Below are 12,784 nucleotides of genomic sequence, written 5' to 3' on the forward strand. Positions count from 1 at the left end.
CAGGGCAAAAGCCGCAGCCAAAAAAACCGATCCGCGTGCGCTCGCGGATCGGTTTTTTTTTGAATAGATTTTATAAATTTTCGGGGCGGAAGCGGGTCTCCCGCTTTACGGGCGGCATTTCGTGCACACTGCCGCACGGATGACGGTGCAACTTGCAGCACACCGTGCGCATACGAGCCGGCTTTCTGCTGCCGCCCGAGTGAAAGGCAACCATGTCGTGCAGCACGATCAGCAGTTTTTGAAAAACATGCGTTCGTACATCTATTTTCTTCTCTATTTACCCACCTCGTATAAATTCCTACGAAAATACATTTTTTTCCCGTCAAAGCGCATGTTCAGGCAATAGGAGCTTGGAATTCCTGCGCATTCGCAGGTTTCTCACCCGATAAGCGAGTTTGACCGATAACAACTGCACATTTGCAGGAATACAAAAGCTCGTCCGCGCGAACGCCCCCGGGGTTTGCCCGCATGACTCCGTCAGGAGTTTTTTTCGCTTATGCTAGCGGCAGTTTATCCCTCGACGGAGCTAACCGGCTTGTTCATGCTGATACGGAAGCTGGATCGTAAAGATAATGCTGTCGCCTTCCGTATCAACCGTTAAGCTGCCGTTGTAAAACCGGACACGCTCGGCGACGATGGAGAGGCCAAGACCGGAGTGGTTTCCCTGCTTGGTCGTATAGCCCGGGGTGAAAAGCCGATTCTTCATTTCCTCGGTCATAAACCGGCAGCTGTTGGACATCCGCAGCGTAAGATTGCCTTTCTTGGCCGTAATGAGCAGATTCACCTGCCGGTCGCATTCGGGCAGCTGCAGCACTTCGTCGAACGCATTGTCGATCAGGTTGCCGGCAATCCGCACCAGATCGATATTTCGGATCGGGTGGAAGGTGCAGGAACCGGCTGTAATATCGACCTGGAATAGAAAGGCGATCCGGCGCAGGACGGACGTCTCGTACTTGGATTCGATTAGCGCAGCCAGCGGATGGGTTTGCAGCTGTTCGAGATCCAAAGAGGCCTTGCTGACCGAAAGCACTTCATCTACAAGCTCATCCATGTACTCCCGCAGCGCATTGTATTTTTTCAGCTGCAGCATGGAGTACATAACCTGAACATGGTTTAGAAAATCGTGCCGCTGTCCGCGAACCGTCGTCAGCATTTTCACAAGATCGCCCACGTAAACGTCCTCCGTCTTTTTCACCGCTTCCTCACTCGTCCGGGAAAGGAGCCGCAGCATGAAGTAAGTGACGAGAACGATGGAAATCATTCCCGCCCCCAGGAAAATCTGCAGTTCGTCTTCATTGCCGGCGTTCACAAAACGAATCATGTACATGCCGCTGAGCACGATCAATTGAATAAAGACCAGCAGCAGCACATACGGCAAGGACGACGAGCCGGAGCTGTTCTGAAACATGAACCGGATTCGTTTCGCCGGATAATATTTGTACTTGCTCATCAATAGGATCAAGATTGCGGTGACAGCGAATCCAGGCCAGAAAACCATCATTTTAACAGCCGGCGAACCGTCAATAACGGCCTGGTAGGAAATAAACCCGGAAGCGGCGGTGGTTACCGCAAGATCTGTTATAATCGTGTATATAAAGGTGACCGCAAAGATGAGCAGCGCCGTCTTTTTGCTGAAGGACCGGAAAAACAACCGGAACAAAATATAAAACGACAGCAGCGAATTGATCAGATGCGCCCACTTGGGCAGGGTCAGGAAAAACAAGTCCACATACAGCGAGCTGACGAAGCAAAAAGCTGCAATACGCCGCCAATAAAGCTGCGGCTTGATACCAAGGAACAAAAAACCGAACGTTACGTTCAGCAGCGACTGAGGGATCGATAAAAAAACAAAAACGGTTAGCGAGTTCCAAAGCAGATTCACGAGCCAGACTCCTTTATGATAGGTAACTATACTTTACTGTCTTTCGGGAGAAATGAAAATGATTTTTTTGACATGAGGTGGAAGGATGACAAAGGAAGGCGCCGAAACTGAAGCGATTACAAAACATGAGCAGATCATCCACTATATTAAAAGTTTGAGGCTCGGCACGCGCATTTCCGTTCGCAGCATCGCCAAGGAACAGAAGGTAAGCGAGGGCACAGCGTACAAAGCAATGAAGGAAGCGGAGCAGCTTGGCATTGTCAGTACGAAGGAGCGGATCGGAACGGTCCGGATCGAGAAAAAAAAGCGCAACTCGCTGGACCAGCTGACGTTTGGGGATGTGGCCGAAATCGTTGAAGGCCAGCTGTTCGGAGGGGAAGAAGGACTGAAGCGGACGCTGCATAAATTTGTCATCGGGGCGATGGAGCTGGACGCGATGCTGCGCTATATCGACGAAGGCAGCCTGCTCATCGTCGGCAATCGCGAAGAGGTGCACCGCCGCGCGCTGGAACAGGGAGCGGGCGTGCTTATCACGGGCGGCTTCAACACAAGCCCGGAAGCAAAGCGGCTGGCGGACGAACGCGGGCTGCCGATTATTTTGTCCAGGCACGATACGTTCACCGTGGCCTCGATGATTAACCGCGCCATGTACGACAGGTTGATCAAGCAAAAGATCGTGCTGATCGAAGACATCGTCACGTTCGGGAAACCGGCCGACGTGCTGCGGCTCGGACAAACGGCCGCCGATTTCTACAAGCTGTCCGTTCTGACGGGACTGACCCGTTTTCCCGTCATCGACGACCGCGGCCGGGTAGTCGGCATGATGACCGCGAAGGATGCGGCCGGATCGCCGCCCGGTGAGCCGCTCGGCAAGCTGATGACGCGCCATCCGATTACGGCCGCGCCGAACATTACCGTCACCTCCGCCGCCCATACGATGGCGGCCGAAGGCATCGATCTGCTTCCGGTCGTGGACCGCAGCCGCAAGCTGCTCGGCGTAATCAGCCGCCAGGAGGTGCTGGAGGCGATGCGCTTCACCGGCAAGCAGGCGGAATCCGGCGAGACGTTCGATGATTTGATGGGTACCGGTTTTGAAATGAGCAGGGAGGACGATCAAGGCAGCGGGATCGGATGGAAGTACAGGGGCAAGGTGACGCCCCAGATGTCCGGGCCGCTCGGAACGGTATCCGAAGGCGTGCTGGGCACGCTGATGATGCAGGCGTCGCGCCGCATGATCCGCGAAAGCGGCCGCCGCGACCATATGCTGGAGAGCATTACGACGTATTACGTAAGGCCGGTGCCGATCGACAGCGAAATCGCGATCGTCCCCCGCGCACTGGAGATGAGCCGCAAAGCGGCCAAGCTGGAAGTCGAGCTGAGCGACGTCTCCGGTCTGGCCGCCAAGGCGATGGTCAATTTTCAGCTAATCGATACGTATTAGAAAAAGGAGCGCTGCGCGGGCGGGGGAAAAGGAAGGTCGCTCCGCGGGCGGGTTTGATCTTCCGATCGCCACCGTCCCCGGATTCTCTTTGATTCTGTAAACCCTTAACAGGGTTAGAATCCGGGGACAAAAGCGAACGCTAACGCTTCTCCAGATTCAAACCCGCCCGCTCCGCTTTCCTTTTTCACGGGGGTGAGAGCAAACGCGGCTGCGCGATAGGCTCGCGCTTGCTGTCTGAACCGCGAAAACCCGAAAGAGCGAAACTCGAAAGAGCGAAACCGCAAAGAGATAAACCCGAAAGAGATAAACCCGAAAGAGATAAACCCGAAAGGGATAAACCCGAAAGAGATAAACCCGAAAGGGATAAACCCGAGCGGCAAATCTGAAATCTGCGAAACTTGAACCTTCCTTCGAAAGAATCTAGTAGAACGATCCTGAAAAACCGTTACCATTATGGTTGTTCTTGGATGCTAACGGAAGCAGTTGACGTTATTCAGCTCATTTTGTTCGATTAGAAAATCTAACGGAAGTATTGGAGCTTATTTCTGTGTTTCTGTCTGCAAATATACCCTTTTAAATAGAATAAGAGCTGTGAGTTCCGTTAGATATCCAAATGGGCTCATAAATGCAAAATAAGAGCACTGAGCTCCGTTAGATCATCGGATGGTAACGGTACATGTGGTCGACCGACCGCCGTCATGCTCCGAAACACCACGCGCTGGGAGCTGCGCGCGGTGTTTCGGAGCGATCTAATAGCTTGAGCTTTGAAACAAGACTAATCCTTTATGCCGCGGAAAGCACTCAGGCTGCGCAAGCCGGCGAAGATGTTGAATAAGCCGAGCAGCATAAAGACAGCTCCGACAACGACGCGGATGGAGGAAGCGGTGAACAGAAACATTTGAATGAAGGCGATCAGCAGCAGCATGAAGCCCATCGAGACGTTCATTTTCGCCGCAGCGGCGCCTTTGTCACGGTAGCCGGCTGCCCGGCGCGATTTGAAGCTGAAATAAACGGACAGTACGGAAGTGACGCAAATGCCGGCAATGAGAACCCATTGAATGATTTGCGGTGCGGACATGGCGGAAGGAGCAGCTCCTTTTTTTGGCTCCATTATAGCACGGGAGTTTGCATGTTTGGTAAAGAAAGAGTTTTCAATCGATATTGCTGACCGAGACCTTTACCCATACTTGAAGCACATTGTCGACAACAAGCACCGTCTTCATTTCGACAACGTAGCGCTTGCTCCCGTCATTGTAAACTTTGCCGGTCAAAAGCTGGCGGGCAAGCTTCGCTTCGCGGTCGATATCGTAAATGCTGCTGCCGATAAATACATTCAAATCCGCCTTCAGACTCTCCCTCAATCTGCCCTTGGTCGGCTCGTCTAGGGAGCCGGCCGTACGGCCGGAGGCATTTTCCTCAAATTTGATCTGAATGCTCTTAATGACCGTATGCTTGTCGCGGAACTGGTTCAGCTGCTTCAAATCGTTTTCGTGCTGGTCGAGCTTTTGCTCCAGCTCGCTCTTCAGGTTTACGAGATGGTCGAACTGCGTCTGAAAGAGAGCGTGATAGATTGCGGCGCCGATAATCATGCCCATCAGGGCGAATCCGAATCCATGCAGCAGCGGGCCGTAGCGTTCGAAAGGCGGCACGCGCATAGGCTTCAGCCCGCTCCCCGGCAAATAAGCTTGATCAGCTCCGTGCCTGTGTGGGCGCCGAGAAAGGCGCACAGAATAAACAGCAGCTGCTGGGCAACAGGCGACAGATGCCCTTCCAGCATGTTGCTTTCAATGACCCGCATCGGATCGATCGTGCCGCCGACGGAGGCGACGAGCGCCCAGATTTTGAGGCGGGAGGCCGTATCCATCATGATGGAGGAGGGCGGCGAGAGCACAAGCACCGAGCCGATGCCCGCCAGCATCGCGCCTCCGACGACCACCCCGAATGCGATAAAAAAATCCAGCAGCGCCTTGCTCAGCATCATATTCATTCTCATCCGCCTCACCTTTATCGTTCATTAATGAAAAAAAAGCGAGCTAACGGCGATGATCGGCAATGCGTCTTGATCTTACCGGCAGCTGATACGGCAGGCTAGACAACGAGCAGCGCCAGCGTTCGGAAGAATAATTAGTCCAACGCAGCGACCCTCTTCACCGAACTCAGTAAATCCGTCTGCGACAGCGATCGTAAGATCTAATGAACCCGCGCAGCGCCCTTTTTCCCCTTCCCTCTATTGTATGGGCCTTGTCCGGCCAAATATGATACAATTAAAGGTAAAACGAAAGTTACAGCGGCGGCATTTGTTTGCGTCCAAGGAACGGTTGCGGCCGGGTTTGGAACGGGGCGAACCGGGAAAGGAATCTTTCGATGAGCGGAAACAACCCTTTCGTGCATCTGCACGTTCACAGCGAATACAGCCTGCTCGACGGCGCGGCCCGCATCCGGGATTTGACGGCGCGCGCGGCGGAGCTTGGCATGGGGGCGCTGGCATTGACTGACCACGGAGTCATGTACGGCGCCGTCCCTTTTTATAAATCGTGTCTGGAGCACGGAATCAAGCCGATTATCGGCTGCGAAATGTACTTTACATCCGCTTCGCGGTTCGACAAGGGGACGCGTAAGGACAATCCGATCTACCACCTGCTGCTGCTGGCGAAAAACGAGCGCGGCTACCGGAATTTAATGAAGCTGATCTCGATCGGCCATCTGGAAGGCTTTCATTATAAGCCGCGCATCGATTCGGCGGCGCTTCGGGAGCATGCGGATGGGCTCGTCTGCCTCAGCTCCTGTTTGACGGGCGAAGTGTCGCAGCATTTGCTTTATGACCGCAAAGAAGAGGCGAGGGCGGCGGCGCTGCGGTACCGGGACATTTTCGGGGACGATTTCTATCTTGAAATTCAGGACCACGGCATGACGGAGCAGAAAAAGGTTGCGCTTGCCATGATCGAGCTTGCACGGGAGACGGGGATTCCGCTCGCGGCGACGAACGACGTCCATTATTTGCGGCAGGCCGATGCGGCGGTGCAGGAGGTGCTGATTTGCATCGGTACGGGCACCCATGTCGAGGACGAGGGCCGCATGAAGATGGCCAGCGACCAAATGTATTTGAAGAGCGCCGAGGAGATGGAGCGGCTGTTCCGGCATGCGCCGGAAGCGCTGGCGAACACGGCGCGCATCGCCGACAAATGCGAGCTGAAGCTTGAGCTCGGGCGTGCCGCGCTGCCGGTATATCGTCCGGTCCCGGACGGGTACACGTCGGCGGCGTATCTGGAGCGGCTGTGCCGCGAAGGGCTGCGCAGCCGGTACGAGACCGAGCCGCAGTGGACGGCGGATGCCGGCTTCCGGGAGCGGGCCGAGGAGCGCCTGATGTATGAGCTGTCCGTCATCGAGAAGATGGGATTCAGCGATTATTTTCTGATCGTGTGGGATTTTATCCGTTTCGCCCACAGCAGGGGCATCCGCACCGGGCCGGGCCGGGGGTCGTCGGCGGGCAGCATCGTCGCGTACTGCCTGCGCATCACCGACGTCGACCCGCTGAAGCACAAGCTGCTGTTCGAGCGCTTCCTGAATCCGGAGCGGATTTCGATGCCGGATATCGACATCGACTTCAACGACGAGCGCCGCGACGAAGTAATTGCCTACGTCGTGGAGAAGTACGGCGCCGAGCACGTGGCGCAAATTATTACGTTCGGCACGATGGCGGCCCGCGCCGCCGTACGGGACGTCGGCCGGGCGCTCAATGTGCCGCTGGGCGAAGTCGACAAAGCCGCCAAGCTCATTCCCGGGCAGCCCGGCATGACGCTCGAAGCGGCGCTGCGCGGCGTGCCGCAGCTGCGCGAGGCGGCGCAGCGCCAGCCGAAGACAGGCGAGCTGATCGCGATGGCGCTCAAGGTCGAAGGCATGCCGCGGCACGCCTCGACGCACGCGGCGGGCGTCGTCATCTCGAAGGAGCCGCTGACGCATTACGTTCCGCTCCAGGCGGGGAGCGGAGGAACGCCGCTCACCCAATATTCGATGGAGAACGTGGAAGCGGTCGGTCTGCTGAAAATGGATTTTCTCGGGCTGCGCACGCTATCGATCGTCGAACGGACACTGGAATGGATCCGGCAGTCGGAGGGCAGGCAGATCGACTTCCAGCAGGAGGCGGACGACGATCCGAAGACGTACGCGATGCTCGGACGGGGAGAGACGACCGGCATTTTTCAGCTGGAATCGGCGGGTATGCGGCGCGTGCTGCGGGAGCTGAAGCCGAGCGTATTCGAAGATATCGTATCGGTGCTGGCGCTGTACCGGCCGGGACCGATGGAGTTTATCCCGAATTATATCCAGTGCAAGCACGGGCTGGCGGAGGTCGAATATCCGCATCCGTCGCTTGCGCCGATTCTCTCCGACACGTACGGCATTATCGTATACCAGGAGCAAATTATGCAGATCGCTTCGCGGATGGCCGGGTTTTCGCTTGGGGAAGCGGATCTGCTGCGGCGGGCCGTGTCGAAGAAAAAGCGGGAGGTGCTGGACGAGCAGCGCGCATTCTTCGTCAAAGGGAGCGTGCGGCAAGGATATACGGCGGAGGAAGCGGACCGCGTATACGACATGATCGTCCGCTTCGCCGACTACGGCTTCCCGCGCGCGCATGCCGCCGCTTACGGCGTGCTTGCCTTTCAGACCGCCTGGCTGAAAGCCCATTATCCGGTGCCGTTTATGGCGTCCATGCTGGCGTCGGTCACCGGCAATCAGCGAAAAACGGCGGAATATATCGACGAATGCCGGCGGATGGCTATCGAGGTGCTGCCGCCGGACGTCAACGAAAGCGGCGTCACGTTTGCGCCGGCCGGGCCTGCGGTGCGCTTCGGCCTTGCCGCAATTAAGAACGTAGGCACGCAGGCGATCGAAGCGCTGCTGAAGGAGCGCGAGGAGAAGCCGTTCGCCAGTCTGCTCGATCTGTGCCGCCGCGTCGACCTGCGCGTGTGCAACAAGCGGGTGCTGGAGTCTCTGATCCAGGCCGGCGCGACAGAGTCGCTGCCCGGCCACCGGGCACAGCAGCTTGCCGCCCTCGACGAGACGGTGGAAGCGGCGCAAAGATGGCGGAAGGAGCGCGAGGAGCTGCAGATCGAGCTGTTCGGCTTCGACGAGGTGCAGAACTGGGACGTGGAGATGCCGCAGGCGCGTCCTTTCACAACCGGCCAGCAGCTGGAGCTGGAGCGCGAGCTGCTCGGGCTTTATTTGTCCGGCCATCCGCTCGACGAGACGGAGCGGGCGCTTGAACCACTGGGCCTCGACCGGATGGTCGAACTGGCCGAGGCCCAGGACGGGACGCAGGGCGTGGCGGCGGTGCGGATCGTGTCGCTGAAGCCGTACATGAACCGCAAAGGGCAGGCGATGGCGTTTCTGGAGCTGGAGGACCGCATCGTGCGGGCGGAAGCGGTCGTGTTTCCGTCCGTGTGGCAGCGCGTCGCGGACAAGATGGAGAAGGGCGGCCTGGCGATTGTGCAGGCCGCCGTACAGCAGGGGGATGACGACTTCAAGCTGCTCGTCGAAGACGTCATCCCCCTGCCGGCCGCGGACCCCGACCTGGCGGAGGGGGTCCGGCGGCTGCGCCGCCAGGCGCGCGCGCGGGCTGCGCGCGCCGGGGCGGCCGCAGGCGCCGCAGCCGCAGCGCGCAACGCGCCTGCGGCGCCTGCGGCGCGCGGCGGCAATGCCGTGCCGGGCGAAGCGGCACGGCGGCCGCCGGAGCGGGGCGCGGCGCAGGCGCCGGCCGCGCCGCCGCGGCGCAGCGCACCCGCTGAGCGCCAGGCGCAGCGGGTGTACGTCAAGATCGCGGCGGAGCGCGAGCATCCCGCCGCGCTCGCCCGCCTGAAAAAGCTGCTCGCCGACCACCCCGGCCCGCTCGCGACGGTGCTGTTCTATGAGCGCGAAGGCAAAACGCTGGCGCTCAGCGACAGCTATCGCGTAAAGCCGTCGCCGCAGCTGTTTGCGGCCATCGAAGGGCTGCTCGGCAAAGGAGCCGCCGTCGTCAAGTAGCGGACCGCCCGGAATCTGCAAGCGCCATGTTTCCTAACGCCAGTCTCTCCCGGCGCGCTTAACAGCGGATCGCCTGCACCTGTCACGCCGCCTCGTACCGGGAGCCGCGCGCGGCGCGGATAAGCTGCACGGCGTCTGTCCAAACGACGAATCGAATCGAACCGGCCGTCCCGATCATTCACGCGAATGTGAACGGGGCGGCTCTCTTTTTATCTTTCAGTTTGCGCCAGATTGGCACAATTTGTACCGCCGCCGCATACATTAAGACTCACAGCACAACGATGGGACCCAAAACACGGCGCTTATAATTGGACAAGAATGGTCCCGTGCGTTGTCGATCGTCCGGCCGGCTGCAGCCGGGCTGTATTTGCAAAGGAGATTTCCGTAAAGCGGCTGGGCGAGTGTGGTAGAAGCAAATGCGGGAGGAATGAACATTGATGACGGCAATGGAGCAATGGCTGACAAGACGCGGCGTTACGCTTGAAGACGTGGCGGAGATCGTATATACGCTGCAGCGGCCTTACAATGGGCAATTGACGATGGGAGAATGCCGCGAAAGCGTGCTTGCCGTGCTTAGCAAACGGGAGGTCCAATATGTGCTTTATACGGGCATCGCGCTGGATGAATTGGCCGAGAGGAAACTGCTGCCGCAGCCGCTGCAGGCGATGATGGAGAACGACGAATCGCTCTACGGCGTCGATGAAACGCTTGCGCTCGGCATCACGAACGTGTACGGCATGATCGGCCTCACCAGCTTCGGCTATTTGGATAAAATGAAGCCCGGCATTATCCGGCAGCTGAATGAAAAAGGGAAAAAAATACACGTCTTTCTAGACGATCTTGTGGCGGGTCTTGCGGCGGCGGCTTCGGCGCGCATCGCGCATCAGGATCCGAAAGCGCAGCGCTACGATGTTCCGGATCCGGGAATCTTCTGAAGCGGCAGTGCTCGCTCTGCCTATTTCGGCGCGCGGGAGGCCGGTCTGCAGCCGATAATCCATTGGAAGGCGCAAGCCGCTTGACAGCCAGCCGCCGCGCTTTCCCCCTTTCTTGCGGTGAAAAGCGATCGTATGTTATCATTATGACATCATGTGGCCTGATACCGGGATTTAGGGGGTACCTTTCATGTGGACGGTCATCTATATCGCGCCAACGGCAAAAATCGCGGAGAGTATAAAGAGGCGGTTAACGGAGGAAGGGTTTCTCGTGCAGACGCGCCCCATCAATCTCTCCAAACAGCAGTTTGAGATCCTGGTTCCCTCCGGTGAATTGGAAGAAGTGCAGGAAGTATTGAACGCTATTCTTCACTCATAATGGCCGCCCCATACTTTTGCGCCTTGAGAGGTGTCACTCGTGTTTAAGGACTTATTCCATAAAAGAAAATACGCAACCATTCCATCGGAACGCGAACGGGCGCAGCAGCAGGACCGCCCCAAACGCGATATTCCGGAAGGACTGATGAATAAATGCCCGAAGTGCGGCACCATTCAGTTCAGCAAGGAATTGGAGAAAAATTTGAAGGTCTGTCCGTCTTGCGGGCATCATTTCCGTCTGAGCGCTTGGGAAAGAATCGGAATGACGCTTGATGACGGACGTTTGTTTGAATTCGATGCAAACATGGTTTCCGAAGATCCGCTCGGGTTTCCCGGTTATGCGGCCAAGCTGGAGCAGCAGAAAAAAAATTCCGGCCTGAAAGACGCCGTCGTTACCGGCGAAGGCGAGATCGGCGGCTTCCCCGTCATCGTGGCCGTTATGAGCTGCGATTTTTTTACGGGCAGCATGGGGTCGGTCGTCGGCGAAAAAATTACGCGGGCGATCGAGAAGGCGATGGAGCGGAAACTGCCGGTCATCATTTTCTCCACTTCGGGAGGCGCCCGGATGCAGGAGAGCATTCTCAGCCTGATGCAGATGGCGAAGACAAGCGCCGCCCTCGCCAAGTTCCAGGGAGAAGGCGGACTGTATATATCCGTCATGACCGATCCGACGACAGGAGGGGTGACGGCCAGTTTCGCATCTTTGGGCGACTACAATTTGGCCGAGCCCGGCGCGCTGATCGGATTTGCGGGCCGCATCGTCATTGAACAGACGATCCGCCAGAAGCTGCCGGACAATTTTCAGACAGCCGAGTTTAATATGCAGCACGGGCAGCTGGACAAAGTCGTGCACCGCAAAGATATGAAGTCCACGCTGACCAAGCTGCTCGATATGCACAGCGCAAGGGGGGAAATGTCCAATGGCGGGTGAACTACCGTTTGAGAAACCGCTTGTCGATCTTCGCCGCAAGGTTGAAGAGCTGAAACGATTCGGCGAAGAGAAGGGCATCGACTTCTCGGATGAAATCGCGCGCCTTGAGGCCCGCTGCAAACAGCTGGAGGAAGAGCTTTACAGCGATCTTACACCGGCCCAGAAGATGCATCTTGCCCGGCATCAGCAGCGCCCCACGTCGCTCGATTTCATCCACGCCGTCTTTACGGATTTCCTGGAGCTGCACGGCGACCGCCTGTTTGCGGACGACCTGGCGGTCGTCGGCGGACTGGCCAAGCTGAACGGTGTGCCGGTGACGGTCATCGGCCACCAGCGCGGCAAGGATACGAAGGATAATATCGCCCGCTTCTTCGGCAGCCCTCATCCCGAAGGCTTCCGTAAAGCGCTGCGCCTCATGCAGCAGGCCGACAAATTCGGGCGTCCGATCATTACGTTTATCGATACGAAGGGCGCGTATCCCGGCAATACGGCGGAAGAACGCGGCCAATCCGAAGCGATCGCCCGCAATTTGCGGGAGATGGCTATGTTTGGCGTGCCGATCATCTGCGTCGTTATCGGCGAAGGCGGCAGCGGCGGAGCGCTCGCGCTTGGCGTGGGCAATCGCGTTCTCATGCTCGAGAACGCCATTTACTCTGTCATTTCGCCTAACGGAGCGGCGTCCATCCTCTGGAAGGACGCTTCCAAAGCCGACCAGGCCGCCGAAGCGATGAAGATTACCGCGTCCGATTTGTACGCTTTCGAAATCGTGGAGGAAGTCATTCCGGAGCCGCAGGGCGGGGCTCACCGCGATTTGCAGCAGCAGGCGGAGTGGATTAAGGAAGCGGTATGGCGCCATCTGCAGGAGCTGTCCGAGATGACGGCGGAGGAGCTTATCCAGGACCGCTACGATAAATTCCGCAAAGTAGGGCGTTTCACATTTGCGGCTGAGGGCGGTGCGGAAGAAGGCGATTCGGTATCCGGTTCTTCGGGCCACGCGGAGCCGGAGGCGAGCGGGGTTAATTCCGCCGCCGGAAGCGGCGAAGAGCCGTTCCGTGGAAACGGGGCCGGACCTGCGCCAGGCGGCAGTGATGCCGGTACGCCGGGGGCGGGGGGAGCAAACGCCTCGCAGCCGGAAGGCCCCGCAGACGAATTGACGCAATCGGCCCGGATTTAAGACGTCTGATGCAAAGCGGCACAACGCG

The 12,784-nt window shown here is 57.9% G+C and carries 10 protein-coding genes; 6 read left to right on the plus strand and 4 right to left on the minus strand.

Annotated features, from left to right (window positions below; translation table 11 throughout):
- Positions 1-526: 526 nt before the first annotated feature.
- On the minus strand, positions 527-1,882 hold the full coding sequence (locus tag VN24_RS17265; protein ID WP_045671410.1) for a sensor histidine kinase: 1,356 nt from the start codon (positions 1,880-1,882) through the stop codon (positions 527-529).
- A gap of 85 nt (positions 1,883-1,967) precedes the next feature.
- Between VN24_RS17265 and VN24_RS17270 the strand changes: the two genes are divergently transcribed.
- Positions 1,968-3,323 (plus strand): DRTGG domain-containing protein, encoded by a 1,356-nt coding sequence (locus tag VN24_RS17270; protein WP_045671411.1) that lies wholly within the window; start codon positions 1,968-1,970, stop codon positions 3,321-3,323.
- Positions 3,324-4,098: 775 nt separating this feature from the next.
- Here the strand turns inward: VN24_RS17270 and VN24_RS17280 are convergent.
- The 3 genes from VN24_RS17280 to VN24_RS17290 all read right to left on the minus strand — a co-directional run bounded on the left by VN24_RS17280 (position 4,099) and on the right by VN24_RS17290 (position 5,310).
- A complete protein-coding gene (locus VN24_RS17280; protein ID WP_045671413.1) occupies positions 4,099-4,401 on the minus strand; it encodes a YtpI family protein in 303 nt (100 codons plus the stop codon).
- Between the two features lie 73 nt (positions 4,402-4,474).
- Positions 4,475-4,978 (minus strand): sporulation membrane protein YtrI, encoded by a 504-nt coding sequence (locus tag VN24_RS17285; RefSeq protein WP_045671414.1) that lies wholly within the window; start codon positions 4,976-4,978, stop codon positions 4,475-4,477.
- 5 nt (positions 4,979-4,983) lie between these two features.
- Positions 4,984-5,310 carry a YtrH family sporulation protein gene (locus VN24_RS17290; protein ID WP_045671415.1) on the minus strand — a complete coding sequence of 109 codons (327 nt, stop codon included), beginning with the start codon at positions 5,308-5,310 and terminating at the stop codon, positions 4,984-4,986.
- A gap of 377 nt (positions 5,311-5,687) precedes the next feature.
- On the opposite strand from VN24_RS17290, the gene VN24_RS17295 reads away from it, so the two are divergent.
- The 5 genes from VN24_RS17295 to VN24_RS17315 all read left to right on the plus strand — a co-directional run bounded on the left by VN24_RS17295 (position 5,688) and on the right by VN24_RS17315 (position 12,756).
- The gene (locus VN24_RS17295) at positions 5,688-9,341 is read left to right on the plus strand and encodes a DNA polymerase III subunit alpha (protein ID WP_045671416.1); all 3,654 of its coding nucleotides are present in this window, start codon (positions 5,688-5,690) and stop codon (positions 9,339-9,341) included.
- A 437-nt stretch (positions 9,342-9,778) separates the two neighbouring features.
- Entirely contained in the window at positions 9,779-10,276 is a 498-nt protein-coding gene (locus tag VN24_RS17300; protein ID WP_045671417.1) for a phosphatidylglycerophosphatase A family protein, read from the plus strand.
- A 187-nt stretch (positions 10,277-10,463) separates the two neighbouring features.
- A complete protein-coding gene (locus VN24_RS17305) occupies positions 10,464-10,652 on the plus strand; it encodes a hypothetical protein (protein WP_045671418.1) in 189 nt (62 codons plus the stop codon).
- Positions 10,653-10,691: 39 nt separating this feature from the next.
- Positions 10,692-11,582, plus strand: a complete 891-nt coding sequence (gene accD / locus VN24_RS17310) for an acetyl-CoA carboxylase, carboxyltransferase subunit beta (protein ID WP_045671419.1) — start codon at positions 10,692-10,694, stop codon at positions 11,580-11,582.
- Positions 11,572-12,756, plus strand: a complete 1,185-nt coding sequence (locus VN24_RS17315) for an acetyl-CoA carboxylase carboxyltransferase subunit alpha (RefSeq protein WP_082083837.1) — start codon at positions 11,572-11,574, stop codon at positions 12,754-12,756. The genes accD and VN24_RS17315 overlap by 11 nt, the downstream gene beginning before the upstream one ends.
- Positions 12,757-12,784: the final 28 nt, after the last annotated feature.

The organism is Paenibacillus beijingensis, assembly GCF_000961095.1.
Classification (GTDB): domain Bacteria; phylum Bacillota; class Bacilli; order Paenibacillales; family Paenibacillaceae; genus Paenibacillus_O; species Paenibacillus_O beijingensis.

Bases quoted from the DNA above. Each gene is read 5' to 3' on its own strand.
- VN24_RS17270 (WP_045671411.1), top strand. From the start codon at position 1,968: ATGACAAAGGAAGGCGCCGAAACTGAAGCGATTACAAAACATGAGCAG.
- VN24_RS17280 (WP_045671413.1), bottom strand. From the start codon at position 4,401: ATGTCCGCACCGCAAATCATTCAATGGGTTCTCATTGCCGGCATTTGC.
- VN24_RS17285 (WP_045671414.1), bottom strand. From the start codon at position 4,978: ATGCGCGTGCCGCCTTTCGAACGCTACGGCCCGCTGCTGCATGGATTC.
- VN24_RS17290 (WP_045671415.1), bottom strand. From the start codon at position 5,310: ATGAATATGATGCTGAGCAAGGCGCTGCTGGATTTTTTTATCGCATTC.
- VN24_RS17295 (WP_045671416.1), top strand. From the start codon at position 5,688: ATGAGCGGAAACAACCCTTTCGTGCATCTGCACGTTCACAGCGAATAC.
- VN24_RS17300 (WP_045671417.1), top strand. From the start codon at position 9,779: ATGACGGCAATGGAGCAATGGCTGACAAGACGCGGCGTTACGCTTGAA.
- VN24_RS17305 (WP_045671418.1), top strand. From the start codon at position 10,464: ATGTGGACGGTCATCTATATCGCGCCAACGGCAAAAATCGCGGAGAGT.
- VN24_RS17315 (WP_082083837.1), top strand. From the start codon at position 11,572: ATGGCGGGTGAACTACCGTTTGAGAAACCGCTTGTCGATCTTCGCCGC.